The sequence below is a fragment of the Promicromonospora xylanilytica genome (assembly GCF_054782895.1).
Genome location: NZ_BAAGRP010000007.1, coordinates 819,672 through 845,520, shown reverse-complemented (window position 1 = coordinate 845,520; position 25,849 = coordinate 819,672). Strand labels below are relative to the sequence as shown.

Annotated in this window: 21 protein-coding genes; 9 read left to right on the top strand and 12 right to left on the bottom strand. The window is 73.5% G+C overall.

Translation table 11 applies throughout. The features are described from left to right. The 3 genes from ACYVK7_RS11585 (at nt 1) to ACYVK7_RS11575 (ending at nt 6,929) form a co-directional block, all read left to right on the top strand. Entirely contained in the window at nt 1–4,395 is a 4,395-nt protein-coding gene (locus tag ACYVK7_RS11585; protein ID WP_460887830.1) for an FtsK/SpoIIIE domain-containing protein, read from the top strand. Nucleotides 4,396–4,488: 93 nt separating this feature from the next. Then, nucleotides 4,489–5,394 (top strand): hypothetical protein, encoded by a 906-nt coding sequence (locus tag ACYVK7_RS11580; protein WP_460887829.1) that lies wholly within the window; start codon nt 4,489–4,491, stop codon nt 5,392–5,394. A 149-nt stretch (nt 5,395–5,543) separates the two neighbouring features. Further along, nucleotides 5,544–6,929 (top strand): family 43 glycosylhydrolase, encoded by a 1,386-nt coding sequence (locus tag ACYVK7_RS11575; protein ID WP_460887828.1) that lies wholly within the window; start codon nt 5,544–5,546, stop codon nt 6,927–6,929. 25 nt (nt 6,930–6,954) lie between these two features. On the opposite strand, the gene ACYVK7_RS11570 is transcribed toward ACYVK7_RS11575, so the two are convergent. Genes ACYVK7_RS11570 through ACYVK7_RS11555 form a run of 4 tightly spaced genes read right to left on the bottom strand, consistent with a single transcriptional unit; the run spans nt 6,955 to nt 11,351 of the window. Further along, nucleotides 6,955–8,439, bottom strand: a complete 1,485-nt coding sequence (locus tag ACYVK7_RS11570) for a lipase maturation factor family protein (protein WP_460887827.1) — start codon at nt 8,437–8,439, stop codon at nt 6,955–6,957. A gap of 9 nt (nt 8,440–8,448) precedes the next feature. Then, nucleotides 8,449–9,420, bottom strand: coding sequence for a TIGR03885 family FMN-dependent LLM class oxidoreductase (locus ACYVK7_RS11565; RefSeq protein ID WP_460887826.1), 972 nt, complete (start codon nt 9,418–9,420; stop codon nt 8,449–8,451). Continuing rightward, the gene (locus tag ACYVK7_RS11560; RefSeq protein WP_460887825.1) at nt 9,417–11,102 is read right to left on the bottom strand and encodes an alpha-amylase family protein; all 1,686 of its coding nucleotides are present in this window, start codon (nt 11,100–11,102) and stop codon (nt 9,417–9,419) included. Before ACYVK7_RS11560 ends, ACYVK7_RS11565 begins: the two co-directional genes overlap by 4 nt. Before the next feature lie 6 nt (nt 11,103–11,108). After that, nucleotides 11,109–11,351: a hypothetical protein gene (locus ACYVK7_RS11555; protein WP_460887824.1), complete on the bottom strand. Its 243-nt coding sequence runs from the start codon at nt 11,349–11,351 to the stop codon at nt 11,109–11,111. Nucleotides 11,352–11,576: 225 nt separating this feature from the next. Here ACYVK7_RS11555 and ACYVK7_RS11550 point away from each other — a divergent pair, with 225 nt between their 5' ends. Further along, nucleotides 11,577–12,206, top strand: a complete 630-nt coding sequence (locus ACYVK7_RS11550) for a cytochrome b (protein ID WP_460887823.1) — start codon at nt 11,577–11,579, stop codon at nt 12,204–12,206. Here ACYVK7_RS11550 and ACYVK7_RS11545 read toward each other — a convergent pair whose 3' ends face one another. From ACYVK7_RS11545 to ACYVK7_RS11525, 5 genes are all read right to left on the bottom strand, one after another. Beyond that, nucleotides 12,207–13,646: a sensor histidine kinase gene (locus ACYVK7_RS11545; protein WP_460887822.1), complete on the bottom strand. Its 1,440-nt coding sequence runs from the start codon at nt 13,644–13,646 to the stop codon at nt 12,207–12,209. Between the two features lie 38 nt (nt 13,647–13,684). Beyond that, nucleotides 13,685–14,413: a response regulator transcription factor gene (locus ACYVK7_RS11540; RefSeq protein WP_460887821.1), complete on the bottom strand. Its 729-nt coding sequence runs from the start codon at nt 14,411–14,413 to the stop codon at nt 13,685–13,687. A 65-nt stretch (nt 14,414–14,478) separates the two neighbouring features. Beyond that, complete coding sequence (locus tag ACYVK7_RS11535) at nt 14,479–15,315, bottom strand: ABC transporter permease (RefSeq protein WP_460887820.1); 837 nt, start codon at nt 15,313–15,315, stop codon at nt 14,479–14,481. Beyond that, nucleotides 15,312–16,226: an ABC transporter ATP-binding protein gene (locus tag ACYVK7_RS11530; protein WP_460887819.1), complete on the bottom strand. Its 915-nt coding sequence runs from the start codon at nt 16,224–16,226 to the stop codon at nt 15,312–15,314. Before ACYVK7_RS11530 ends, ACYVK7_RS11535 begins: the two co-directional genes overlap by 4 nt. A 141-nt stretch (nt 16,227–16,367) precedes the next feature. Then, a complete protein-coding gene (locus ACYVK7_RS11525; RefSeq protein ID WP_460887818.1) occupies nt 16,368–16,943 on the bottom strand; it encodes a DUF488 domain-containing protein in 576 nt (191 codons plus the stop codon). Between the two features lie 129 nt (nt 16,944–17,072). On the opposite strand from ACYVK7_RS11525, the gene ACYVK7_RS11520 reads away from it, so the two are divergent. Next, entirely contained in the window at nt 17,073–17,981 is a 909-nt protein-coding gene (locus tag ACYVK7_RS11520; RefSeq protein WP_460887817.1) for an aminoglycoside phosphotransferase family protein, read from the top strand. A 2-nt stretch (nt 17,982–17,983) separates the two neighbouring features. Here the strand turns inward: ACYVK7_RS11520 and ACYVK7_RS11515 are convergent, their stop codons facing one another. Continuing rightward, nucleotides 17,984–18,529 carry a carboxymuconolactone decarboxylase family protein gene (locus ACYVK7_RS11515; RefSeq protein ID WP_460887816.1) on the bottom strand — a complete coding sequence of 182 codons (546 nt, stop codon included), beginning with the start codon at nt 18,527–18,529 and terminating at the stop codon, nt 17,984–17,986. A 139-nt stretch (nt 18,530–18,668) separates the two neighbouring features. Here ACYVK7_RS11515 and ACYVK7_RS11510 point away from each other — a divergent pair, with 139 nt between their 5' ends. Then, complete coding sequence (locus ACYVK7_RS11510; protein ID WP_460887815.1) at nt 18,669–19,520, top strand: AraC family transcriptional regulator; 852 nt, start codon at nt 18,669–18,671, stop codon at nt 19,518–19,520. 66 nt (nt 19,521–19,586) lie between these two features. Here the strand turns inward: ACYVK7_RS11510 and putP are convergent, their stop codons facing one another. Further along, entirely contained in the window at nt 19,587–21,089 is a 1,503-nt protein-coding gene (gene putP, locus ACYVK7_RS11505) for a sodium/proline symporter PutP (RefSeq protein WP_460887814.1), read from the bottom strand. Nucleotides 21,090–21,214: 125 nt separating this feature from the next. Continuing rightward, complete coding sequence (gene ilvD, locus ACYVK7_RS11500; protein ID WP_460887813.1) at nt 21,215–22,921, bottom strand: dihydroxy-acid dehydratase; 1,707 nt, start codon at nt 22,919–22,921, stop codon at nt 21,215–21,217. A gap of 159 nt (nt 22,922–23,080) precedes the next feature. Between ilvD and ACYVK7_RS11495 the strand changes: the two genes are divergently transcribed. From ACYVK7_RS11495 to ACYVK7_RS11485, 3 genes are read left to right on the top strand one after another with little or no spacing between them, the layout of a single operon-like run. Beyond that, nucleotides 23,081–24,016, top strand: coding sequence for an amidohydrolase family protein (locus ACYVK7_RS11495; RefSeq protein ID WP_460887812.1), 936 nt, complete (start codon nt 23,081–23,083; stop codon nt 24,014–24,016). After that, a complete protein-coding gene (locus ACYVK7_RS11490) occupies nt 24,013–24,804 on the top strand; it encodes an SDR family NAD(P)-dependent oxidoreductase (RefSeq protein ID WP_460887811.1) in 792 nt (263 codons plus the stop codon). The genes ACYVK7_RS11495 and ACYVK7_RS11490 overlap by 4 nt, the downstream gene beginning before the upstream one ends. A gap of 17 nt (nt 24,805–24,821) precedes the next feature. After that, nucleotides 24,822–25,814, top strand: a complete 993-nt coding sequence (locus ACYVK7_RS11485; RefSeq protein WP_460887810.1) for an aldo/keto reductase — start codon at nt 24,822–24,824, stop codon at nt 25,812–25,814. Nucleotides 25,815–25,849 lie beyond the last annotated feature (35 nt).

Sequence of the window (25,849 nt, the reverse complement as noted above, 5' to 3'; positions counted from 1 at the left end):
ATGCAGGCACTGATCACGGCGCGGTACGGGGTGCGCGACGTGCTGCTGTCCCTCGACCTGGACGAGCGCACGACGGCCGAGGACCTGGGCGAACGACTGGCCGCCGAGGTGGGCGCGCCACGAGGCAGCACGATGTACGTGGACGGGTTCCCCGTGCCCACGCGCTACGGCACGGGCGACGACGTGCTCGTGGCGTCGTCGGGGGTCCGGGACGGCGCCGTGGTCACGTTCACCGCCGACCCGGCCGGGGCGCACGGCGTGACGGGTGGTCCCGTCGACCTGTGCGTCACGGGCGGCGCCAGCGCCGGCGCGGTGGTCCGGCTCGGCGTCGGGGAGTCCGTCGTGCAGGTGGGGCACGACGGGCGGGTCCGCGTCGACGAGCCGCGCGAGGGCGGGCTGGCCGCGATCGCCGTCGTCGTCGCGCTGGACGGCGGGGTGCGGGTGCGCCGCGTGCCGGATCCCCGGTCCGCCGCGTCGCAGGTCCACCTGGACCGGCTGGATGATCCCCTGGGCGAGGACGAGGCCCCTTGGGCCACCGGCACGCAGCTCCGCATCGGCGGCTGCGTGCTCACGGTCCAGCCGGCCACACGGCCCGACGCCGACCTGCGTCCCGCCGCCCAGCCCGGCCACCTCGACTACAACCGGCCACCGCGGCTGCTGCCCCCCATGCCAGCGACGCACTTCCGCCTGCCCGCCGAGCCCTCCCCGCCCGCCCGCAACCCGCTGCCGTGGCTCGCCATGGCCATGCCCGCGGTGCTGGGCATCACGATGGCGTTCGTGTTCCAGTCGCCGTACTACCTGCTGTTCGCCCTGGCCTCACCGCTGATGGGATGGGGCAACTGGTGGATGCAGAAGCGCAACGGCGTCACCACGCACAAGGAGCGCCTGAAGGAGCACGCCGAGGAGCGTGCGGCCCTCGAGGAGGAGGTCCTGGACGCCGTGCGGCGCGAGCAGCACCGGCGCCGGGTCTCCAGCCCCGGAGCCGCCGAGCTGCGGCTGATCGCCACCACCCCGACGCGGCGTCTCTGGGAGCGTCGCAGTACCGACGGCGACCACCTGGTCGTCCGGCTCGGTCTCGCCGACGCGACCAGCCGGGTCGAGGTGGAGGACAGCGCCGAGCCGGAGCACCGCCGCAAGACGCGCGCGACCGTGCGGTCGGTGCCCGTGACGGTGCCGCTCCGGGAGGCCGGCGTGGTCGGCCTCGCCGGTCCGGGGGACTGGCCGCGGCGTCGTGCCCGCTGGATCGTGGGTCAGCTCGGGGTGCTGCAGAGCCCGCGCGACGTCCAGGTCTACGTGCTGACCAGCTCCGAGCACGTGCAGGAGTGGGCCTGGGCGGCGTGGCTGCCGCACGTGCGCCCGGCGTTCGGGCAGGCGGCCGTCGCACTGCTCGGGACCACCACGGAGACACTGGCGGCCCGCGTCGCCGAGGTGACCTCCCTGATCACCCAGCGCCGGGCCGCCATGGACGCGTCGAGCGCCAAGGTCCTGTCCGGCCCGCAGGTGGTCGTGGTGCTCGACGGCGCCCGGCGGCTGCGCGCGCTGCCCGGCGTGGTGTCGATCCTGCGGGACGGCCCCGGCGTGGGCGTGAGCGTCGTGTGCCTGGACGGCGACGAGCAGCTCCTGCCCGAGGAGTGCACCGCCGTCGCGCTGGCCCGTGTCGACGGCGGTATGACGCTGCGCAGGCAGGACGCCGACGACCTGCGCTCCGTGCTGGTCGACGAGGTGACCGACGACTGGTTCGAACCCGTGGCGCGCGCCGTCGCCGCCGTGCACGACGTGACCGCCGCCGAGGGCGAGGGCCTGATCCCCGACTCGGCCCGCCTGGTCGAGGTGCTCGGTATCGAGGAGGTCGACGCCGAGCAGATGGTGGCCAGGTGGCGCGCCATCTCGAACGGCGGGAAGGGCAGCACCGAGGCGGTGATCGGCGTGTCGCTGGACGGGCCGTTCGCCCTCGACATGGTGCGTGACGGGCCGCACGCCCTGGTCGGCGGCACCACCGGTTCGGGCAAGTCCGAGTTCCTGCAGACCGTCGTCGCGTCGCTCGCGGTGGTGAACACGCCCGAGACCATGAACTTCGTGCTCGTCGACTACAAGGGCGGCGCGGCGTTCAGCCAGTGCGAGCAGCTGCCGCACACCGTCGGCATGGTCACCGACCTGGACTCCCACCTCGTGGAACGTGCCCTGGACTCCCTCAAGGCCGAGCTCACGTTCCGGGAGCACGTGCTGGCGGACGCGGGTGCGAAGGACCTCGAGGACTACCTCGACGCGCAGAGCCGTGGGTACGTCGGCCCGACGCTGCCCCGGCTCCTGATCGTCATCGACGAGTTCGCCTCGATGGCACGGGAGCTGCCCGACTTCGTCTCCGGTCTGGTCAACATCGCCCAGCGGGGCCGGTCGCTCGGCATCCACCTCATCCTCGCCACGCAGCGCCCCTCCGGCGTCATCTCGCCCGAGATCCGCGCCAACACCAACCTGCGGGTCGCCCTGCGGATGACGGACAAGGGGGAGTCGAAGGACGTCATCGACGCGCCGGAGGCCGCGGAGATCGCCAAGTCGCAGCCCGGGCGGGCCTACGCCCGCCTCGGCCACGCCTCCGTGATCCCCTTCCAGTCGGCCCGCGTGGGTGGGCGCCGGCTGTCCCTGACCGACGTCGGGCAGGTGGAGGCCCCGTTCGTCGCGCGCGTGGCCGTCGCCGACCTCGGGGGCGCCCCGCCGATGCGGCCGCGCACCAAGCGCAAGCAGGACGTCGAGACCGACCTCGCCGCCCTCGTCGAGACCCTGCGGGAGACGGCGCGGGCGGGCGAGTGGCCGGAACCCCGCCGGCCGTGGCTGCCGCCGCTGGCAGACCTGCTGCAGCTCTCCGAGATCGAGCAGCCCGCGTCGCCGTCGGCGTTCGCCTGGGCCGTCGAGGACTCGCCGGCGGCCCAGCACCAGGGCCCGGCCGTCATCGACCTGGACAGCTTCGGTCACCGGTACGTGATCGGGGCGTCGGGCAGCGGGCGCTCGACCACGCTGCGCACCACGGCGTTCGCCGCGGCGTCCGCCATGCCGGTGGCCGACCTGCACCTGTACGCGATCGACTGCGGCAACGGAGCGCTGATGGTGCTCAACGAGCTGCCGCACACCGGCGCGGTGGTCCAGCGCGGGCAGACCGACCGGACCCAACGACTCCTCGCGCGGCTCCTGACCGAGCTCGGGCACCGTCAGCAGGTGCTCTCGGCAGGGAACTACGCGAGCGTCACCGAACAGCGCGAGCTCGCCGACCCCGCTGAGCGGCTGCCCCGGGTGCTCGTGCTGATCGACCGCTGGGAAAGCTTCATGAGCAGCTACGGGGAGGTCGACAGCGGTGCGCTCGTCGAGGCCGTCCACGAGCTCCTGCGCGACGGCGCGGGCGCAGGCATCCACCTCCTGGTGGCCGGCGACCGCAGCCTGCTCTCGAGCCGGATGAGCGTGCTGACCGACGACGCCGTCGTGCTGCGCCTCACCGACCGCTTCGACTACGGCATGGCCGGCATCAACCACAAGAAGCTGCCCGAGGAGATCCAGCCGGGCCGCGGCTTCAGGTCCGGCAACGGGCTGGAGGTCCAGGTGGCGATCCTCGGGGACGACCCGTCGGGTCGCGCGCAGACGGCGGCGGCCCGCCGGACGGCGGCCGAGATCCGTGAACGTTCGGACGTGGCCCCCGGCACCGGACCGTTCCGCGTGGACGACCTGCCGTCGACGATCACCGTGGACGCCGCCTACCAGTACGTCGGCCGGGAGGCGGCCCAGCCGATGTGGGCCCTGCTCGGCGTGGGCGGTGACGACCTGGCGGCGTTCGGCATGGACCTGGCGAACGACGCGCCGGCCTTCCTCGTGGCAGGGCCGTCCCGGTCCGGTCGGTCCACGATGCTCGCCGTCATGACGGAGTCCCTGCTGCGCGGCGGTACCCAGGTGGTGGTGCTGGCGCCACGGGCGAGCGTCCTGCGCGACTTCGCGGGCCGGGACGGTGTGCGCGCGGTCCTCACCGACCCCGAGGTCACCGAGGAGGACCTCGCGCCCCACCTCGACCCCGACGGCACGCCGGTGGTGCTGGTGGTCGACGACGGCGAGCTGGTGACCGACGCCCCCGCGAAGACGTGGCTGCGGGCCTACCTGCGCACCGCCTCCGACAACCAGCGCGGGCTGATCCTCGGCGGCGACGCCTCCGAGATCGCGGGAGGGTTCTCCGGCTGGCAGGTCGACGCCAAGAAGAGCCGCCGGGGCGCGCTGCTCAGCCCGCAGGACCGGTTCGACGGTGACCTGGTCGGGGTGAGCCTGCCGCGGTCGGCGGTCCAGTCCCAGGTCGCCCCCGGTAAGGCGTTGGTCCATCTCGGTTCGGGCGAGCTGAGCACGTTGCTGGTGCCGACGCTGTAGGGCCGGCTCTGCCCGGACAGCATGCCCTCCGACCGGCACCCGACCGGCGCCCGGCGGTCGCGTGGGGCGGCACCGTCGTGCCACCGTAGGAGCGTGCCAGCGCAGGACCCGACCGATCTCGACGCTGCCGTCGACGCGCTCTACACCCGAGCGCTCGACGAGTTCGTCGCTGCCCGCGACGCCGCCGTCCGGCAGGCCACCGACAGCGGCGACCGGGTCGGTGCCGAGCGCGTCAAGCGTCTGCCGAAGCCGTCGGTCGCCGCATGGGTGGTCAACCAGGTGGCACGGGACCACCCCGAGGAGATCGCGGCGCTCGCCGACCTCGGTGACGAGCTGCGGTCCGCGACCCAGGACCGGGACCGCGGCCGTCTCCGGGCTCTGGACCACCTGCGTCGGGAGCGCACCGACGCCCTGGTCCGTACGGTTCGCGAGGCCGGCGAGGTGCGTGGGCGGGCGGTGTCGTCCGCCGTGCTGGACCGCCTGACGGAGACGCTCACCGCGGCCGTGATGGACCCGGACGCCGCCACGGCGGTCCGGGCCGGGCGACTCTCGCGGGCCCTGCAGCACGTCGGGTTCGGGATCGTGGACGAGCAGGGCGAGGAGGCCGACCTCGTCACGCTGCACCCCGTGGAAGCCGACGAACCCGCCGATGACCGGGCCACCGCCGACGAAGACGCCGAGCTGGCCGCGGCGGAGCAGGCGGTCGAGGAGACCTCCGCCCGGGTCGACGAGCTGGAGTCGCGGCGCGACGCGGTCCGCGAACGGCTGCGCGCGGCCGCCGAGGCGATCGAGAGCGGGCAGGGCGACGTGGAGCACCTGGACCAGGAGATCGAGCGGATCACGGCGCAGCGCGACGAGGCCCGCCAGGCACTCGACGACGCGCGGGAGAGCGCTGACGAGGCACGAGCCGACCTCACCGCCGTGGAGGACGAGCTCGACGACGCCGTGGAGCGCGCCGCGGAGGCACGCCGCCGTCGGCGGGCGGCACGCGGGCGATGAGCCGCGGCGGGCTCGGCCAGGACCAGGAGACGCACGGATCCAGCAGATGCACGAACCTTTCTGTCGCGTCTTGAGCGTTGAAATGACTGTGGTTAGCGTCCCTCTCGATGCGCGGCACCGGCGCCGTGCGTGGAAGGAGAACGCCTGAGATGACTGGCTTCGAGAACGAGTTCCCTGTCGACCGGCGGTCGGTCCTCGCGGGCGCCGCGGGCCTTGCCGGCTCGCTGGCGCTGGGGTGGGCCCAGCCCGCTGCCGCGGCGTCGGGCACGGGAGCGGCGGGCACGGGGGCAGCCGCCGCCGGCGCACCGCACCGCGACCCCGCGAGCTACCCGGACAACTGGCCCGACCCCGAGCCGTACGGTGTCGCGGACACCCGGCTCGACCTGTGGCCCCGTGAGGACAACTCCTTCATCCTGCCGCTGGAGCTTCGTCCCCGTGACGAGGAGCGCGGTCAGGTCTGGATCCGCGACACGTACGTGAACTGCTTCGTCGTCGACGGGCGGCCCGTCTACGTCGCGACGGGCACCACGCGCGTTCCGGGACTGTCCGCGGCCGGGCCGTGGAACGACGGCATCTTCGTGTGGGTGGCCAGCTCCCTGCGCGGACCGTGGAAGCTGGTCGACACCACCGGCATCCGGCCCGACGCGGACAAGGGCAAGGTGTGGTCGCCCGAGTTCGTGGACGAGAACCGGCCGGGGCGCACCGTCGTCGCGCCGTGGCAGGAGTACTGGCACGACTCCGGCCAGTTCGGCAAGCGGGGCAACACCTGGGCCCCCGAGGTGCACTACTTCCGCGGCACCTGGTACATCGTGGCCTGCATGGGGGACCACTCGCGCAAGGTGGGCTCGTTCATGCTGGTGAGCGAGGGCGGTGTCGAAGGTCCGTACCGCCTGGTCGAGGGCAACCTCGAGAAGCCGTTCGGCGAGTCGTTCATCGGCGGGCCGCGCTTCATCGAGCCGGGTGCCTACCACCACATCGACGGCAGCCTCTTCTCCGAGGGCGACGACGCGTGGCTGGTGCTGCACAACGATCTCTACGCGAAGTTCCGGGACGACATGGAGGACATCGTCCCGGCCACGAACCTGCCGACGTTCCAGCAGACGCCGTACACGCCCGAGCCGTACCTGGAGGGCGCGTACATGTTCAAGCACGGCGGCAGGTACTACCTGTCGCACGCGGCGTGGGACCGCACGTCGACCAACCCCGACGGGAGCACGCGGAACGCCTACGACCCGCCGGGGCCCGGCCGCGTGCAGTACCAGTACGACCTCATCGTCGCCGTGTCCGACAGCTTCGAGGGTCCGTTCACCGAGCGCTGGACCGCCGGCGTGGGAGCCGGGCACAACAACATCTTCCTCGACCGCAGCGGCAAGCCCTGGGCGACGTTCTTCCGCAACCCGGCGCAGGGCTACTGGGCCGACCCGTCGCGCGTCGACGACGCCGCCGTGGCCGGCGTGGTCCGGCTGGAGTGGACAGGGCCGGAGGGCAACCGGCTCTACGTCCAGCGGCGCGCGGGCGGCGGCTCGGGCCGGTAGGCCTCTCGTCGGGAGCCGGCCAGAGCTACGCCCGCGGGAGGCGCACCGGGTCGACGGCGATCTGGAGCCGCTCGCGCACCCACCAGTCCCCGGTGCGCCCGCGCTCCTCCGGCGTGGTGTACCGGTACCGGTGCAGCACGGCGCGGACGGTGCGCGGCGGCCGGCCGTCGAACGGGTCGCGGTGCAGCAGTCGCAGGGTGGCAGGGTCTGCCTCCAGCAGCCGCCGCAGGAACACGGTGAACCACCGGGCGGGGTGCCCGAGGGGGAGGAACCACATGAGCCAGTCCAGCCGCAGGTGGTACGGCGCCACCTGCGGCGGACGCCGGCCCAGGGGACCGGGCTTGCCCCGGAACTCGTACTCGGCCCAGTCGTCGGGGCCCGGGTGCTCGGCGAGGGAGCCCTCCACGGTGATCTCGTCCCGGTGCCGGGTCATCGAACCGAAGGCGCCGTAGGCATTGACCAGACGGAACGGCTCGAAGCTCGCGTTCATCCGCTGGTGGCGCGACACCAGGTTGAGCGCGGGCCGTACGGACAGCACGAGCAGCAGCAGCGCCACGGCGCCGACCACGGCCACGAAGGCGAGCGGCGCTGAGGGTGCGGCGGCCGCGGGAGCCGCCGCGGCGCCGTCGGGCAGGCCGAGCAGCCCGCCGAGCAGCCCGCCGAGCCAGGCCCAGGTGCCGTCGTCGACCACCCCGAGGGCGAGCACGATGGTGGCCCAGTTGAGCCACGCGAAGTTGCCCGTCAGCACGAGCCAGCCCTGGGTGAGGGCGAACACCACGCCGGCGACGGACGGCAGCGGCTGGGGCAGGAAGAGGAGCCACGGCACCAGCAGCTGGCTCACGTGGGTGCCCACCACCTCGAACCGGTGCCACCGGGGGGGCAGGTGGTGCGCGTGCCACGAGAAGGGGCCGGGCAACGGCTGGGTCTCGTGGTGGTAGTACAGCGCGGTCAGGTCGCGCCACGCGGGGTCGCCGCGCCACTTGATCAGGCCGGCGCCGAACTCCAGGCGGAACAGCAGCCAGCGCACCGCGACGACCATCACGAACGGCACCGGTACGGCACCGGACCCGAGGAAGGCGACCAGCAGGCCGGCCTCGCACAGCAGCGTCTCCCAGCCGAACGCGTAGAAGGTCTGCCCCACGTTGACCAGCGACAGGTAGAGCCACCACAGCGTGAGGAACACGAGCGCGGGCACCCACCACGGTCCCGCCTGCGGCAGCCCCACGACGACGCTCGCCCCCAGCAGCACGCCGCACCACCCGACGCCGACGAGCAACCGGTCCGAGTAGCGCCAGCGGAACAGCGAGGGACCGTCGCGCCAGTGCGTGCGCGCCACGTAGGCAGGAACCGGCTGGAGCCCGCGCTCCCCGAGCAGGGGCCGGAACTGGCGCAGCGCGCCCCAGAACGCGAGGGCGTACAGCGCACCGAAGCCGCGCTGGAGCACCGTGCGCGCCACGTCGTAGTCCGCGCTCGTCCACCAGCCGAGCCAGTCGGGCAGGGTGCCTGCCATGCGACCACGCTAACCGGCGCCGGGCTGACGCAGCGCAGGCAGGACGCGCTCACCGAACGCCTCGACGAACGCGTCCTGCCGGCGCCCCACGTGGTGCAGGTAGAGACGGTCGGCTCCGGCGTCGCGCAGGGCGGCCAGGCGCGCCGTCAGCTCCCCGAGGTCGGCGGAGACCAGCACGGCGCGCCGGACCTCCGCGATCCCGACGTCCCGGGCCCTGGCGTCGAACGCGGCGGTCGTCGCGGTGTCGGCGGCGGCCTCCGGGGGGCCGGTGTTGGTGCGCCACTGGTCCAGCGCGACGGCCTCCGCCTCGGCCAGGTCCGGGGCCCACGAGAGGTGCACCTGCACCGTGACCTCGCCTCGGCCGCCCGCCTCCCGGTAGGCCTCGACCATCTGGCGCAGCTCCGGGACGGGCTTGTTCACGGTGATCAGGCCGTCCGCCCAGGCGGCGTGCCGGGCGGCCGTGGCCGGCGTCAGGGCAGGGCACAGGAGCGGCGGCACCACCTCGGGCAGCGTCCAGAGCCGCGCGCGGTGCGCGACCACCAGACCGGAGTGGTCCACCTCCTCGCCGCGCAGCAGGGCGCGGATCACCTCGACGCACTCCGTCAGCCGCGCGTCCCGGTCCGCCTTCGGTGGCCACGGATGCCCGGTCACGTGCTCGTTGAGGTTCTCGCCCGAGCCGAGGGCCACCCAGAACCTGCCGGGGAACATCGCCCCGAGGGTGGCCACCGCCTGCGCCACCACCACCGGGTGGTAGCGCTGACCCGGGGCGCACACGGTGCCGAACGACAGCCGGGTGCTCGCCAGTGCGGCCCCGAGCCACGGCCACGCGAGGCCGGACTCGCCCTGCCGTTCGCTCCACGGGGCGAGGTGGTCGGAGCACATGGCCGCGTCGAACCCGGCGTCCTGCGCGAGCCGGGCCACGCGCAGCCCTTCGTCCGGCGGGAGCTGCTCGTGGGAGACGTGAAGGCCGACGACCGTCACGCGCCGCCCCCGCCGCCGGCGGAGCTGCCCGCGCTGCCCGCCTCGCCGTCGATGGTGCGGCGCAGCCACCGGTAGCCGAACCCCGCGAGGGGGATCGTGCCGTCCGTCTCCACCGGCGGGTAGTCCTGGTCCACGTGCACGTCGACGTACCGTGCCGCCCCCGCGCGCAGGGCCGAGATCTCCTGGGCGGGCAGGACCGCCTCGACGTCCTCGTCGGCCAGGTTGGCCAGCAGCAGCACGCTGGACTCCTCGACCTGGTACCGCAGCGCCAGGACGGACGAGACGCCCACGTCCCACGGCTCGGGCCGGGTCCTGCCCAGCTCGCTCATCCCCAGCCGGGCCCGGACCAGCCCGCCGACCCGGTGCAGCAGCGACCCGGCGCGCACGTTCTGCTCGTCCACGCTCACCTGGTCGGGGCCGAAGGGGCCGGTGACCACGGGCGCCTGGAACCGGTCCTGCGGGGCGCGGGAGAAGCCGGCGGACGGCGTCGTGGACCACTGCATGGGCGTGCGGACGGCCTCCCGCTCCGGCAGGTCGAGGTTCTCGCCCATCCCGATCTCGTCGCCGTACCGCAGCACGGGCGGCCCCGGCAGGGAGAGCAGCACCGCGTGCGCCAGGGCGAGGTGGCGTGCGTCGCCGCCGAGCATCGGGGCGAGGCGACGCCGGATGCCCCGGCCGTAGACGCGCATCGAGTCCTCCGGGGCGAACGTGTCGAGCACCTCCTGGCGCTCGTCCTCGGTGAGCCGCTCCAGGTCCAGCTCGTCGTTGTTGCGCAGCCAGTGCGCGTACGTCGACCCCGGCGGGGGAGCCGGCTGCTCGCGCAGGGCCCGCTCCAGCGGCTCGGCCTCGCCGCGTGCCAGGGCGAGGAAGACGTGGTTGTTCGACCAGAAGTCGAGCAGCATCGTCATGCCGTGCTCGCCGTCGGCCCCGAAGTAGTCGGCGTAGCGGTCCGGCTCGACGTCGACCTCGCCGAGCAGCACCGCGCCGGTGCGCTGCGCGGACACCGCCGCACGCAGGTCGCGGACGAGCCACTGCCCGTCCGTGTCCGGGCGGGCGGCCATGGCGCGCTCGAGCATCAGGGGGACCGCGTCCACCCGGAAGCCCGAGACACCCATCCGCAGCCAGAACGACACGATCCGGTGCAGCTCGTCCCGCACCCGGGGGTTGTCGAGCGCCAGGTCCGGCTCGTGCGCGTAGAACGCGTGCCGGTAGAACTGCTGCGCCTCCTCGTCCCACGTCCACGTGTCCGGCTCCACGTCGGGGAACATCGGCTTGATGTCGGTGCGTGGCTCGTCCGACCACACGTAGTAGTCGCGGTACGGCGAGCTCCGGTCGCGCCGCGCCTCCTGGAACCACGGGTGCTGGTCCGACGTGTGCTGCGTGATGAGCTCGACGAGCACGTGCAGCCCCAGGTCGTCGGCCGTCTCCAGCAGCCGTGCGACGTCGGCCAGGTCGCCGAGGCGCGGGTCCACGGCGAGGTGGTCGACGACGTCGTAGCCGCCGTCGCGGAACGGCGACTCGTAGAACGGCAGCAGCCACACGCAGGTGGCGCCGAGCCCGCGCAGGTAGTGCAGGCGCTCGATGACGCCCGGCAGATCGCCCCAGCCGTCGTCGTCCGAGTCGACGAACAGGCGCGGGTCGAGCTGGTAGATGACCGCGTCGGTGAACCATGTGGAGCGCATCGGCGGTCAGCTCCCGGGGTGCGCGTGGTCGTCCGTCCTCGGGTTCATGGAGTCGGGGTCAGCGTCGGGGTCGGCGTCGGGGTCGGCGTCCGGGTCGTAGCCCTGGTCGGCGTCACCGCCGCCTCGGGCGGTGCCCGCGTTCTCGCTCGCCTCGCGGCCGGCGCCCGCCGCCGCGCCGGTGCGCGGGTTGAGCTGGGCGGGGTCGGCGTCCGGGTCCTCGGCAGGGTCGTAGCCGGGCTGGTCGGTCATCGTCGTCTCCTGTCCGGTAGGGCGTGGCCGGTACTGGACCGCTGGGCTCCCTCTCGCACCGTGTCACGGGACCGGGTGGCTCGCACTCGGCGGCGACCGAGCCGTCCCGCGTGGTCGGCAGAACGTCAGGAGGTCGGCATTCCGAGCTGCCGATCTTCTGACGTTCTACCGACCACGCGGGTTTCGGGGTGGACGGCACGGGCGCGGTGCGGTGAGGTTGCGGGCATGAGGTGGCGCAACGGCGAGCACGGGTACGGCATCGTCACCAAGGTCCTGCACTGGTCGACCGTCGCGTTGCTGCTCGCCCAGCTCGCCGTCGGGTACGTGATGGACGACGAGGCCGACCCGGCAGACGTCGACTGCGACCCGGCCGGCGAGGACCGCAGCGGCGGCGACACGTCCGATGCCGAGGAACAGCGGCTCGACCGAACCGAGGACCGGTGCGAAGGGGCCCAGGAGGCCCTGGAGGAGCGCGCGGACGACGCCGTCGGCGCGGCGTGGTCGGACCTGTGGGCGGGCGACCTGACGGGCGGCGGGCTGACCCTTCCCGGGTGGCACGTCCTGCTGGGGCTGGCGATCGTGGCGGTGGGCGTCCTGCGCGTGGTGTGGCGCCGGACGACGCCGCTGCCACCCTGGGACGACCGGCTCACGGAGACCGACCGCGTGGTGCTGCACCGGACCGAGCGTGTCCTGCTCGCGCTGCTCTTCGTGGTCCCGGCGACGGGGATCGTGCTGGTGGCCGGCGGCGGCGACCTCGTCCCGCTCCATGCCGTGGCGCACCTGTGCTTCTACGCCGCGCTCCTCGTGCACGTCGGCGTGGTCGTACGACGCAGGGTCGTGGGCCGGATGCTCTGATCAGGCCGCAAGGGGCAGCGTCAGCCGGAAGCAGGCGCCCTCCCCGACGCCGCTCTCCAGCTCGACGTCGCCGCCGTGGGCCCGTGCGATCGAGCGCGCGATGGCGAGCCCCAGTCCGGCACCCGCCCCGCCCTCCCGGTTGCGGGAGCGGTCGGCCCGGTAGAAGCGGTCGAAGGCGCGGTCGGCCTGTTCGGCGCTCATCCCCGGTCCCGCGTCCGCGACCTCGAGCACGGCGCGGCCACCGCAGGTGCCGACGCCGATGCGCACGGCGGTCCCCGCGGGCGTGTGGGCCGCGGCGTTCCCCACGAGGTTGGTGACGACCTGGCGCAGCCGGGCCTCGTCGGCGCGGACGGGGGCGGGCCCCGCCGCCCCGTCGCCGCCCGGTCCGGTGAGGTCGACCGAGCGGGTGGGGTCCAGCGCCCGCACGTCGAGCCGCGCGTCGCTCGCCAGGGTGCGCAGGTCCATCGGCGTCCGGTCGAGCTGGTCGGGCGCCTCGTCCAGCTGGGCGAGGACCAGGAGGTCCTCCGTGAGCGCCGCCAGGCGGGTGGCCTCGCGGTTGATCCGTCGCATGGCGTCGTCGACGTCGGCCCGGTCGGGCAGCGCGCCCATCTGGTAGAGCTCGGTGGAGCCCTTGATGCCGAAGAGCGGGGTCCGGAGCTCGTGGCTGACGTCCCAGACGAAGTCCCGCATCCGCGTCTCGGACGCGGCGCGGTCGGCGAAGGCCTGTTCGAGCTGCCCGAGCATGGTGTTCAGCGAGCCGGCGAGGTGGCCGATCTCCGTACCGGGCGGCGCGAGCTCGGGCACACGCTGGGTGAGGTCACCGCCGGCGATCGAGGCGGCCGTGTGCTCGATCTGGCGCAGCGGACGCAGGCCTCGCCCGAGGGCGAGCCAGCCCACCGCCGTCAGCAGGACGAGCAGCACGCCGCCGCTGAGCACGCTGCTGCGGCGGAGCGCTGCGATGGTGGCCTCGCTCTCGGTGAGCGGCGCGGCCGCGATCACGGTGCCGTCCTGGCCGAGGGTCGGCCGGGCGGCGGCGCGCCACCGTTCGGCGCCGTCGGCGCCCGGGAGGCCGACGACCTCGCCGTCGGTTGGCACGGTACGCAGGTCGTCCAGCGCCGGCAGGGTGTCGCCGTCGAGCTCGGCGGAGCGGAGGTCCTGGTCCACCTGCCCGTCCGCGTCCAGATATACGAGGTACGGGGCGCCGAGCAGGTCGAGCGCGGGACCGAAAAGGTCGTGGGCCGCGTCGAGCCGCAGGGGCGTACCCGGCGAGGCGCGCGAGACGAGCTCGGTGAAGGACCGCAGCTGGCCGTCGACGCGGTCGAGCTGGTACCGCTCCAGGTGCTGGGAGAGCAGCGCGCTGATGAGGCTGAGGCCCGCCAGCAGCAGACCGGTGGTGATCACCAGGAGCCGCGCGCGCAGGGACGACCGCCGCAGGGACAACCGACCCGACCGCTCCGGGGAGGACCGCCGCCGCGGCCTCACTGCCGCGGCTCCCGCATCACGTAGCCCACCCCGTGCACGGTGTGGATGAGCTTGGGCTCCTCGTTGTCCACCTTGCGCCGCAGGTAGGAGATGTACGTGTCGACGATGCTGACGTCGCCGCCGAAGTCGTAGCTCCATACCCGGTCGAGGATCTGCACCTTGGACACCACGTGCCCCGCGTTCTCCATCAGGTAGCGCAGCAGCCGGAACTCGGTGGGCGAGACCCGCAGAGGCCGTCCGGACCGGGTCACCTGGTGCCCCTCCGCGTCGAGCTCGAGCGCGCCGACCGTCAGCAGGTCGGCCGGGTGCTCCGCGGTGCGGCGCAGGATGGCGCGGATCCGGGCGATCAGCTCCTCCAGGTCGAACGGCTTGGTCACGTAGTCGTCGGCGCCGAGGGACAGCCCGGTGACCTTGTCGGCCTGGCGGCCCCGCGCGGTGAGGAACAGGACGGGTACGGGGCGTGCGCGGCCCGGGTGCTGCTCGCGCAGGCGCCGCACGACCTCGAACCCGTCCATGTCCGGCAGCATGACGTCGAGCAGCACCAGGTCGGGCGGCTCGGCGACGGCAGCGGCCACCGCCGCACCGGCGGTGGCCGCCGACGACACCTCGAACCCGGCGAACCGCAGGGTCGCGGAGAGCAGCTCGCGGACCGTGTCCTCGTCGTCGACCACCAGCAGGCGCTGGGCGCCCGCCGGCGGCCTGGGTGCCCCACCTGTTCGCTCCACGTCGCTCAGGGTACGGAGTTCCCGGGGGCGGCCGGCGGACGAACGGTCCCGTGCCGCAGGCGGCATCACACGTCACGCCGCCGGAAGAGGACGAACGCGACCGTCACCACCGCCGCGACCCCGAGGCACATCCCGGCCAGGTTCAGCCACGGGTCCGGGTAGGCGGGGTCGGGGACGGTGGCGAGGACGGCGGCCGCGCCCTGGCTCGGCCAGAAGTCCAGGACCCAGTCGAGCCACCCGGGGAACAGGCCCGAGAACCCAGGGACCAGGAAGACGATGGCCACCAGAGCGACGATCGCGCCCGCCGTGGCCCGCAGGATCGTGCCGAGGCCGACCGCGAGCAGTGCGATCGCCGTCAGATACACGCCGCCACCCAGAACGGCGGAGAGGACCCCCGGGTCGTCGAGGCTCGCGTTCGGCACGCCCTGCGCGGCGAGCATGGACTGCCCGAGGAGGAACGAGCTGAACATGAGAGCAGGCCCCGCCACCGCCGCGACGCCGGTGAGCAGCACCGCCTTGGCGGCCAGCAGCCGGTGCCTGCGGGGTGTGGCGGCCAGCGACGTCTGGACGAGGCCGGTCGCGTACTCCGAGGTGACGACCAGGATGCCCAGGACACCGAGGATCAGCTGGGCGATGAGGTACGTCGTCAGGCTCTGGTTGGTCGGGTCCCAGTCCGCGCGCTCCGCGGCGGTCAGGTCCGCGTACTCCACCCCGGCGGTACTCATGCCGAGAGCGGTGATACCCAGCCCGGCGAAGCCGAGGCAGGCCAGGGTGTACCAGGTGGAGCGCAGGCTGCGGAACTTGATCCACTCGGCGTGGACGGTGCGCGCGAAGGGCACCGTGCGGGCTGCGGCGGAGGCTTCGGGCGCGGCCGCGCCGCGGGCTCGGGCGAGCGTGGTCATGAGGTGGCTCCCAGGTACTCGAGGCTGTCCTTGGTCAGTTCCATGAAGGCGTCCTCCAGCGAGGCGAGCTGCGGGGCGAGCTCGCTGAGCACCACGTCGTGGTAGGCGGCGAGCCTGCCGATCTCCGTGCTGGTCATGCCCACCACGACGAGCGAGGACTCGAGCCCGTCGCGCACCGTGGCGCCAGCGGCCGTGAGCAGGCGGGCGAAGTCGGCCGGTTCCGAGCACCGGACCAGCACCGTGCCCTGACCGTTGGCGGCCATGAAGTCGCTCATGCTGGTGTCCGCGATCAGCTTTCCGCGGCCGATCACGACCAGGTGGTCGGCGGTCTGCGCCATCTCGCTCATCAGATGGCTGGAGACCAGCACCGCGCGGCCCTCGTGGGCGAGGGAGCGCATGAAGCCCCGGATCCACCGGATGCCCTCCGGGTCGAGCCCGTTCACCGGCTCGTCGAAGATGAGCACCCGCGGGTCGCCGAGCAGGGCCGCCGCGATCCCGAGCCGCTGCCGCATACCGAGCGAGAACTCGCCGGCGTGCTTGCGGGCGACGCTCGTCAGGCCGGTCCGTTCGAGCACCGCGCCGACCCGGCCGGCCGGTAGACCGTTGCTCACCGCCAGTGCCAGCAGGTGGTCGTGGGCGGTCCTGCTCCCGTGGACGGCGCCCGCGTCGAGCAGGGCACCCACGCGGGTCAGGGGCACGGGCAGGTCGCGATAGTCGCGGCCGCCGATCGTGACCGAGCCCCGGGTCGGCGTGGCCAGGCCCATGATCATCTTCATGGTCGTGGACTTGCCGGCGCCGTTGGGGCCGAGGAACCCGGTCACGTGGCCGGCCTCGACGGTGAACGAGAGGTCGTCCACCACGGTGTCGGGTCCGTAGCGTTTGGTCAGTCCGTGTACGTCGATCCTGTTCATGGGGGAGACGGTGCCGGGCGGTGCTGGCCGGGTTCTGGGGACCTCTGTGAGGTTCCGGTGAGTCGGGCGCGGCGCCGGCGCGCCGTGCGCCGGATACCGCGCCGCCGGAGGGCCGGCTCACAGGAAACCCGGAGGTCCGGTCTACCGGCCGGCCTCGTCGCTCGCCGGGTAGGTCACGTTCGTGGCCGCGTCCACCGACGGCGCCGCGCCCCACCGGCCCAGCTCGTGACGTCGGGGCGCGGCGCCGACGACGAGGTGCCAGACCGTCCAGCCCCGTGCGGCGAACGTGTTGGCGATGAGCAGGCGGTGGCAGCGCCAGGGCATCGGCTCACCGCAGAGGACCGCCACGCGCTGGTCCGTCGCCAGCCTCGTCAGCCGCTCGACCCCCTGCCGGTACGGGGCGGAGAGGGTGTAGTCCGCGTAGTTCCTGAAGCTCGTGTTCTGCCAGCCGGCGTTGATGCCGGGATCCACCTGCTGCTTGGGACGCCGTCCGCCCAGCTCGGAGAGGTGGAGGTAGTCGATCCCCGCGCGGGCCAGCCACCGCGGCATCCGGTCCTGGTCGAAGTGCGGGGTACGCCGTGACCCGGGCTGGGCCCGGACGTCGGCGATCAGCTCGATCCCCTCCTCGTCGAGCGGCCGCAGGAACTCCGGTTCCGGGCAGGTCCAGTGGCCGATCGTCCACAGCCGAGCGTCGTCCGGCGTCTCCGGTCTGGTCATCCCTGTCACCTCCGGTGGCGGGGCGCGCGTGGCACGGACCCCCGCCACCACGATGGCATGCCCCGCGGGCCGCGGCTCTGGCAGCCTGATCCGGTGCCGGCCGAGGGTGCCGCACGGAACGGAGCCGGTGTGGCATCGGACTACCTCACCGTCCCGGCCGGTTTCGCGGCCCGGACCGTCCGGCGTGAGCAAGCGGCAGGGCGGCAGTGGATCGACCGGCTCCCCGGAGTGGTCGGGCGGCTCCTGGAGGAGTGGGACCTCACGCTCGCCGGCCCGCCCGTCGCGGGGAACGTGGGCCTCGTGTGGGAGGTGCGACGCGGGGACGGGTCCCGCTGCGTGCTGAAGGTGGGCTGGCGGGACGCCGAGACCCGAGGCGAGGCCGCGGCGCTGCGCCGGTGGGACGGCAGGGGCGCGGCGCGGCTCTTGGCGTCGCGCGACGAGGCCGGGGCGCTGCTGCTGGAACGGCTCGACGCGGGAACGAGCCTGACGTCCGCCCCGATGGGCACGGCCGTCGAGGTCGCCGCCCGGCTGCTGAACCTCCTGCACGTTCCGCCGCGGTCGGGGTTCGACGACGCGCTCGGGCTGGAGTCGAAGGTGCTGGAGCCGGGCGAGGCGTACGGCGAGCGCATCCGCGAGCTGCGCCCCGACGTCGTGCGGGCCTTCCGGAGCGTGCCCCACGTGCTGCTCCACGGCGACTTCCACTACGAGAACGTGCTCCGCTCCGGCGCGTCCTGGAAGGCCATCGACCCCAAGCCGGTGCACGGCCCGCGGGAGTGGGACCTGGTGCCGCTGCTGCGGAACCGCTTCGCGGAGTATCCGGCGGGGCCGCGTCTGCTGCCGGGGATCCGGGAGCGCCTCGACTCCCTGGTCGCGGCCGCGGGGTGCGACCCCGGCCGGGCGTACCTGTTCGCCCGCTACCGGGCGCTCAGGGACGCCGACTACGCCCGCCGGATCGGTGACACCGGGTTCGAGGAGGTGGCCTCCGCGATCGCGGAGGCCACCTCGTGCTCACGCCGCCCGGGCGAGCCGGGCACGTAGGGTCAGCTCGCGCGGCGCAGCGCGACGGTCGGGAAGTCGACCGGGACGTCGAGCGCGATGTTGACGTAGTTGGTGAACAGGTTCAGGGCTACCTGCGCGATCACCTCGACGATGTGCTCGTCGCCCCAGCCCTGGTCGCGGACCGCCTGGACGTCCTCGGGGGTCACCTGCCCGCGCTGCTCCACGACCTTCAGGGCGAAGCCGAGGAGAGCGGCGGTACGCGGGTCGTCGGACGCACCCTCCTGCGCGGCGGTCAGCTCCTCCCGGCTGAGGCCGGCCTTGCGGCCGAGAGCGGTGTGGGCGGCGAGGCAGTACTCGCACGAGTTGCGGTTCGCGACGGCGACGGCGACCTGCTCGCCGAGCGCCGGCCCGAGCGTTCCACCGGCGAACGCCCCGAACGACGACCACATGCTCGTCAGTGCTGCGGGGGAGTTCGCGACGGCCCGGAACATCGCGGGCACCGTGCCGAACGCGGCGTGGATCTGGTCGAGCTGGTCCTTGACGCTGCCGGTGGTCGACTCGTGCTCAACAAGGTGGACAGTGGACATGGAGATGCTCCTTCAGCCGTGATCTGGACCGCCTCCCGCGAGGTGCCGCGGTGGCGTGCTCCTAGACTGGCCGCCGCAGATGGACGGATGGCGCACAATCGTCCGTGGTTCGTACCAGATCGTCTGGCACACTGGTCGAGTGGCTTCCATCGACCGGCTCTCGCCGCTTCTCGAACAGTTCCGGGTGCGCACGCACGTGTTCCACACGGGCCCGCTGTGCGGCGTGACGACGTTCGCCGCGACACCGGGCCGGGGCTTTCTGCACGTGCTGCGGCGCGGCGAGATGGCGCTGACCTATCAGGGGCCCGCCGGCCGGCTGGAACGCATGGAGGTCGACCGGCCGAGCCTGCTCCTCTACCCGCGGCCCTTGGAGCACTCGTTCCACAACGCGCCGACGGAGGAGTCCGACTTCGCCTGCGCGACGCTCGACTTCGACGGCGGTGTGACGCATCCGCTCGTGCGCACGCTCCCGCCCGTCCTGGTGCTGCCGCTCGAGGCGGTCGACAGTCTGGGCCCGTCGCTCGACCTGCTGTTCGCCGAGATCGACAACGTGCGCTGCGGCCGCCGGGTGCTGGCCGACCGGCTGTTCGAGGTGGTGCTCATCCAGCTCTTCCGCTGGGTGCTGGACCACACGGACCAGCTCGCACTGCCCGCGGGGCTGCTGACCGGGCTCGCCGACGAGCGCCTCGCTCGCGCGCTCGTCGCGGTGCACGAGGCCCCGGGCCGGCCGTGGACGCTGGCCACGATGGCGCGTGAGGCGAACATGTCGCGCAGCGCGTTCGCCGCCCGTTTCAAGGCGACGGTAGGGCGTCCGCCGGCCGAGTACGTCACCGGGTGGCGGCTCACGATCGCCCAGGACCGTCTGCGGGCAGGGGCGTCCGTCGCCCGGACCGCCACCGAGCTCGGCTACGCCAACTCGCCGGCGTTCTCCCGGGCGTTCACGCGCGAGCTGGGCCGCTCTCCCCGCGCGTGGCTCGCCGAGGCGCGCTGAGCGACGCCGGTCCGGGTTCCCGTCCGGCCCACCCGCGCGGCGGCGCCGCACGGGTGGGCCCGGCCGTCACGGGGTGGCGGCGGACTTCGCCGACGCGAGGCGGGTCGCCTCGGCGAACTCCTCCCGGACCGCGGCGGACGGCGCCGGGGTGAACAGGCTGACGACGATCGCGACGAGGGCGCCCAGCACGAAGCCGGGGACGAGCTCGTAGAGCGTGTCGGCCAGCGGGGACCGGCCCCAGGCGAACGCGACGACCGCGCCGACGACCATGCCGGACAGCGCGCCCCAGCGGGTGAGCCGGCTCCAGTACAGGCTCAGGATCACGATCGGCCCGAACGCCGCGCCGAAACCGGCCCAGGCGAACCCGACCAGGTCCAGGATCGTGTCGGTGCGGTCGAACGCGATGATCGCGGCCACCACGGCGACCAGCAGCACGCCGGCGCGGCCCAGCATCACCTCGGTGCGGGCCGTCATCGCCCGGCCGGTGATCTTGACCAGGTCCTCGACCAGGGCGGACGACGAGACGATGAGCTGGGACGAGATGGTCGACATGATCGCTGCGAGCACGGCGGCCAGGACCAGGCCCGCGACGAGCGGGTGGAACAGGATCTGCGACATGTAGAGGAACACCGTCTCGGGGTTCTCCAGCGTGTCGCCCTGGACGTTGACGTAGGCGACGCCGATCAGACCGGTCAGCACGGCGCCGAGAGCGGTGAGGATCATCCAGCTGATGCCGATGCGGCGACCGGCGACGGCGTCCTGCGGGGACCGGATCGCCATGAAGCGCACGATGATGTGCGGCTGGCCGAAGTAGCCGAGGCCCCACGCCGCGGCCGAGACGACCCCGGTGACGGAGGCGCCGGCGAGGAACGACAGGTGGTTCGTCGCGCCGCTGGTCTCGGCGGCGAGCAGGCCCTCGCGCACCGGACCCCAGCCGCCGATGTCGATGAAGGCCATGACCGGCACGGCGATGAGAGCGATCAGCATGAGGATGCCCTGCGCGACGTCGGTCCAGGTGGCACCGAGGAACCCGCCGAACAGCGTGTAGGCGAGCGTCACGCCGCCGACGACCCAGATGCCCGTCGTGTAGTCGAGGCCGAACGAGCCCTCGAAGAACGTGCCGCCGGCCACCATGCCGGACGAGACGTAGAACGTGAAGAACACCAGGATGATGACGCCGGACGAGGCGCGCAGCAGCCGTGACGTGTCGTGCAGGCGGTTCTCGAAGAAGCTCGGGATGGTGATCGAGTTCTTCGCCGTCTCCGTGTAGGCGCGCAGGCGGGGCGCCACGAACTTCCAGTTGAGCCACGCGCCGATCGTCAGGCCGATGGCGATCCAGGACTCGACGAGCCCGCTCAGGTAGATGGCGCCCGGCAGGCCCATCAGCAGCCAGCCGGACATGTCCGACGCGCCGGCGCTCAGCGCGGCGACGCCCGGGCTGAGCCGGCGCCCGCCGAGCATGTAGTCGTCCAGGTTGTCGTCCGTCCGGCGGAACGCCGCGTAGCCGATACCCAGCATCAGTGCGAGGTACGCGACGATCGCGATCGTCTTCCAGGCCTCGGGGGTCATGGAGTCGCTCCAGTTCGTTGCGGAAGAAAATTACGTGCGTTGGTCCTTGAGCCCGGAAGTCTCGCACGAAGAAATCTTGGCGACCGTCGTCATCGACACAACCGAATCTGGATCGTTAGATGGCCCTACGCCAGCACCGCACCCTTCGACGCCGACTGGACCAGCTTGGAGTACTTGGCGAGCACGCCCCGCGTGTACGCGTGGGGGAGCGGCGCCCAGCCCGCCGCGCGCGCGGCGAGCTCGGCCGGTTCCACGAGGATCTCCAGCGTCTTGGACGCCACGTCGAGCCGGATGCGGTCGCCGTCGCGCACGAACGCGATGGGCCCTGCGTCGACGGCCTCCGGGGCGATGTGGCCCACGCACAGCCCGGTGGTCCCGCCGGAGAACCTGCCGTCGGTGATGAGCAGCACGTCCTTGCCGAGGCCCGCGCCCTTGATGGCGCCGGTGATCGCGAGCATCTCGCGCATGCCCGGCCCGCCCTTCGGTCCCTCGTAGCGGATGACGACGACGTCGCCGGCCTGGATCGTCCCGTCCTCCAGGGCGTCGAGCGCACCGCGCTCGCGCTCGAACACGCGCGCGGTCCCCTCGAACACGTCGGAGTCGAAGCCGGCCGACTTCACGACGGCGCCCTCGGGCGCGAGCGAGCCGTTCAGGATCGTGATGCCACCGGTCTTGTGGATCGGGTCGTCCAGGGCACGCAGGATCTTGCCGTCCGGGTCGGGCGGGGCGATGTCGGCGAGGTTCTCGGCCATGGTGCGGCCGGTGACGGTCATGACGTCACCGTGCAGCAGTCCGGCGTCCAGCAGGGCCTTCATGACCACCGGCACACCGCCGATCCGGTCGACGTCGTTCATCACGTACTGCCCGAACGGCTTGAGGTCGCCCAGGTGCGGCACCCGGTCGGCGACGCGGGAGAAGTCGTCGAGGGTCAGGTCGACCTCGGCCTCGTAGGCGATCGCCAGCAGGTGCAGCACCGCGTTCGTGGACCCGCCGAACGCCATGACCACGGCGATCGCGTTCTCGAACGCTTCCTTGGTCATGATGTCGCGCGCGGTGATGCCCTGCTCCAGCAGGTTCACCACGGCCTCGCCGGACCGGTGCGCCCAGACGTCGCGCCGCCGGTCGGCCGACGGCGGGGCCGCCGAACCGGGCAGCGACATCCCGAGCGCCTCGGCCGCCGACGCCATCGTGTTGGCCGTGTACATGCCGCCGCACGCGCCCTCTCCGGGGCAGATCGCCCGTTCGATCCGGTCGACGTCACCCTGGCTCATAAGTCCGCGCGAGCACGCCCCGACGGCCTCGAAGGCGTCGATGATCGTGACCTGCTTCTCCGTACCGTCCTCGAGCTTGACCCAGCCCGGCATGATCGAGCCCGCGTAGAGGAACACGCTGGAGAGGTCCAGGCGCGCTGCCGCCATCAGCATGCCGGGCAGCGACTTGTCGCAGCCGGCCAGCAGCACCGAGCCGTCCAGGCGCTCGGCTTGCATCACGGTCTCGACGGAGTCGGCGATGACGTCGCGGGACACGAGCGAGAAGTGCATGCCCTCGTGGCCCATCGAGATGCCGTCGGAGACCGAGATGGTGCCGAACTCCAGGGGGTAGCCGCCCGCCGCGTGCACACCCGCCTTGGTGGCACCCGCCAGCCGGTCGAGCGAGAGGTTGCACGGCGTGATCTCGTTCCACGAGCTCGCGACGCCGATCTGGGGCTTGGCGAAGTCCTCGTCGCCGAGCCCGACGGCCCGGAGCATCCCGCGTGACGCCGTGGCCTCCAGGCCGTCGGTGACCTGGCGGGAACGGGGCTTGATGTCGGTCGTGCGCTCGGCGTGGCTCATGGGACCCATCCTGCATCCTGCCCGCCCGCGTGTCTCCTGCCGTTCGCGGGCGGGTCGCCACCCGTCGGGCACCCGGCCGGTCGGGGCCGTTCTCGTCTGCCGGGCATCGTGATATACATCGGATGTTTTCGCTCGAACGTCTCCGGAAAGCGAGCAACGGTGCCGCACGACGTCGTGGACGCACATCATCACCTGTGGGTGCGTTCGCGCGCGCCCCAGGACTGGATCGACCCAGTCACCATGGCCGCGATCGACGCCGACTTCACTCCTGCCGACCTGCCCGCCGCCGTGCACGGGGTGACCGCCACGGTCGTGGTCCAGTCCGCGAGCTTGTGGTCGGAGAGTCGCGAGCTGCTGGCGATCGCGGCGTCCGACGGCGGGCGCGCGGCCCGGATCCGCGGCGTCGTCGCCTGGGCCGACCTCCTGGACCCCGGCGTGGGGGACCACGTCGCCGCGCTGCGCGAGGGGCCCGGCGGCAGCGCGCTGGCCGGGCTACGGACCCAGGTGCAGGCCGAGCCGGACCCCGACTACCTGGACCGCGCCGACGTCCGCAGGGGTATCGCGGCGGCCTGCGGCGCCGGGGCCGGGCCCGGTCTCGTGTTCGACCTGGTGGTGCGTGCCGACCAGCTCCCGGCGTGCGCGCGGCTCGCCGCGGCGCTGCCGGAGGTCTCCTTCGTGCTCGACCACCTGGGCAAGCCGCGCCTCGACGCCGCCGAGCCCGGCGCAGCGCACGCCCTGGCCGCCTGGGAGCAAGGGCTGACCGAGCTCGCCGCCCGGCCGAACGTGACGGCCAAGCTGTCGGGTCTGGTCACCGAGGCCCGCTGGGACGGCTGGCGGGCCGACGACCTGCGGCCCGCCGTCGACCACGCGCTCGAGGTGTTCGGGCCGGACCGGCTCATGTTCGGCTCCGACTGGCCCGTGGTGCTCCTCGCGAGCGACTACGGCGCGTGGATGGCGGCCCTCGGGGACCTGCTGGCCGGGCTGAGCGCGGCCGAGTCCGCGGCGGTGTGGGCGGGGACCGCACGGCGTGCGTACCACCTGGGGCGCGCGCACGACCTCGACGACGCGCAGGACCTCGACGAAGGGCACGTATGACAGCCGGGACCACAGCAGGGGCCGTGCCCGCGGGCGAGCTCGCGGGCGTCCGCGCCGTCGTCACGGGCGGCGCGTCGGGCATCGGGGCGGCGATCGTGCGGGCCCTGCTCGCGCGGGGCGCGCGGGTCACGTCCCTCGACCGCGTGACCGACGGCGTCCCGCCGGGCGCCGGCGCCCAGGTCGCCGACGTGACCGACGACGCGGCGGTGCGCGCCGCCGTCGAGGCCGCCGCGCGGGCGATGGGCGGCATCGACGTCGTCGCCAACAACGCGGGGATCGGCGCGCAGGGCACCGTCGCGGACAACGACGACGCCGAGTGGCTGCGGGTGCTGGACGTGAACGTGCTCGGGATCGTGCGCGTGACCCGCGCCGCGCTGCCGTACCTGCGGGAGTCCCCGCACGCCGCCGTGGTGAACACCTGCTCCATCGCCGCGTGGACCGGCCTGCCGAACCGCGCCCTGTACTCGGCCTCCAAGGGGGCGGTGCAGGCCCTCACGCTCGCCATGGCGACGGACCACGTGCGGGACGGCATCCGCGTCAACTGCGTCAACCCGGGCACCGCCGACACCCCGTGGGTGAGCCGGCTGCTCGATGCCGCCGAGGACCCGGCCGCCGAACGGGCGGCGCTCGAGGCGCGGCAGCCCTCCGGCCGGCTCGTCAGCGCCGACGAGGTGGCGCACGCCGTCTGCTACCTCGCGAGCCCGCTCGCCGCCGCGACCACGGGCGCGGTGCTCGCCGTGGACGGCGGCTCGCACGCCCTGCGCACCCGAGCGCCCGGGCAGGGCTAGGCCGGGGGCGGGCCGAGATGGACACGACGGCGGTGCGCGCCACCGGGGTCCGGCTCACCACGCTCGGCCTCGGCGCCGCCCCGGCGGGCAACCTGTACCGGGCGACCACCGACGAGGAGGCGCACTCCACCTTCGAGGCCGCCTGGGCCGCGGGCGTCCGGTACTTCGACACCGCGCCGCACTACGGCCTCGGGCTCTCGGAACGACGGCTCGGCGCGTTCCTGCGCACCCGGCCGCGCGCCGAGCTCGTGGTCTCCACCAAGGTGGGGCGACTGCTGGTGCCGTCGCCCGGGACGGCGCACCGTCGCGACCCCGACATGTTCGAGGTGCCCGCCACCGCGCGCCGGGTCTGGGACTTCTCGCGCGACGGCGTGCTGCGGTCGCTGGAGTCGAGCCTGGAGCGCACCGGCCTGGACCGGGTCGACGTGGTGTACCTGCACGACCCCGACGAGCACTGGGAGCAGGCCGCGCACGAGGCGTTGCCCGCCCTGCTGGAGCTGCGCGACCAGAAGGTGGTCGGGGCGGTCGGTGCCGGGATGAACCAGTCGGCGATGCTCACCCGGTTCGTGCGCGAGACCGACGTCGACGTGGTCATGTGCGCCGGGCGGTTCACGCTCCTGGAGCAGCCCGCGCTCGCCGACCTGCTGCCCGCGGCGGCCGAGCGGGGTGTGGCGGTCGTCGCCGCGGCCGCCTACAACTCGGGCATCCTCGCGCACGACTCCCCGCCGTCGGACGCGACGTACGACTACGCGCCCGCCGCGGCGGGCCTGCTCGACCGGGCCCGCCGGATCGCCGCGGTCTGCGCCGACCACGGCGTGACGCTGCCGCAGGCGGCGCTCGCCTACGTGCGCACGCACCCGGCGGTCGCGAGCACGGTCGTCGGTCTCGGGACGCCCGAGCAGGCGCGACAGGCGGGGGAGCGAGCGGCGGCACGCGTGCCGGCGGACCTGTGGCGCGCGCTGGCCGACGCGGGCCTGCTCGCCGCCGCGGCCGTTCCGGTACATCCGTAGGACAGGCGAGTCATCTGATCTATCGTGGTCCCGAG

Excerpts from the sequence above, each read along its gene's own strand:
- ilvD (WP_460887813.1), bottom strand. The coding sequence starts at position 22,921 with ATGAGCCACGCCGAGCGCACGACCGACATCAAGCCCCGTTCCCGCCAG.
- ACYVK7_RS11560 (WP_460887825.1), bottom strand. The coding sequence starts at position 11,102 with ATGCGCTCCACATGGTTCACCGACGCGGTCATCTACCAGCTCGACCCG.
- putP (WP_460887814.1), bottom strand. The coding sequence starts at position 21,089 with ATGACCCCCGAGGCCTGGAAGACGATCGCGATCGTCGCGTACCTCGCA.
- ACYVK7_RS11535 (WP_460887820.1), bottom strand. The coding sequence starts at position 15,315 with ATGACCACGCTCGCCCGAGCCCGCGGCGCGGCCGCGCCCGAAGCCTCC.
- ACYVK7_RS11555 (WP_460887824.1), bottom strand. The coding sequence starts at position 11,351 with ATGACCGACCAGCCCGGCTACGACCCTGCCGAGGACCCGGACGCCGAC.
- ACYVK7_RS11490 (WP_460887811.1), top strand. The coding sequence starts at position 24,013 with ATGACAGCCGGGACCACAGCAGGGGCCGTGCCCGCGGGCGAGCTCGCG.
- ACYVK7_RS11515 (WP_460887816.1), bottom strand. The coding sequence starts at position 18,529 with ATGTCCACTGTCCACCTTGTTGAGCACGAGTCGACCACCGGCAGCGTC.
- ACYVK7_RS11485 (WP_460887810.1), top strand. The coding sequence starts at position 24,822 with ATGGACACGACGGCGGTGCGCGCCACCGGGGTCCGGCTCACCACGCTC.
- ACYVK7_RS11525 (WP_460887818.1), bottom strand. The coding sequence starts at position 16,943 with ATGACCAGACCGGAGACGCCGGACGACGCTCGGCTGTGGACGATCGGC.
- ACYVK7_RS11550 (WP_460887823.1), top strand. The coding sequence starts at position 11,577 with ATGAGGTGGCGCAACGGCGAGCACGGGTACGGCATCGTCACCAAGGTC.
- ACYVK7_RS11570 (WP_460887827.1), bottom strand. The coding sequence starts at position 8,439 with ATGGCAGGCACCCTGCCCGACTGGCTCGGCTGGTGGACGAGCGCGGAC.
- ACYVK7_RS11530 (WP_460887819.1), bottom strand. The coding sequence starts at position 16,226 with ATGAACAGGATCGACGTACACGGACTGACCAAACGCTACGGACCCGAC.
- ACYVK7_RS11575 (WP_460887828.1), top strand. The coding sequence starts at position 5,544 with ATGACTGGCTTCGAGAACGAGTTCCCTGTCGACCGGCGGTCGGTCCTC.
- ACYVK7_RS11585 (WP_460887830.1), top strand. The coding sequence starts at position 1 with ATGCAGGCACTGATCACGGCGCGGTACGGGGTGCGCGACGTGCTGCTG.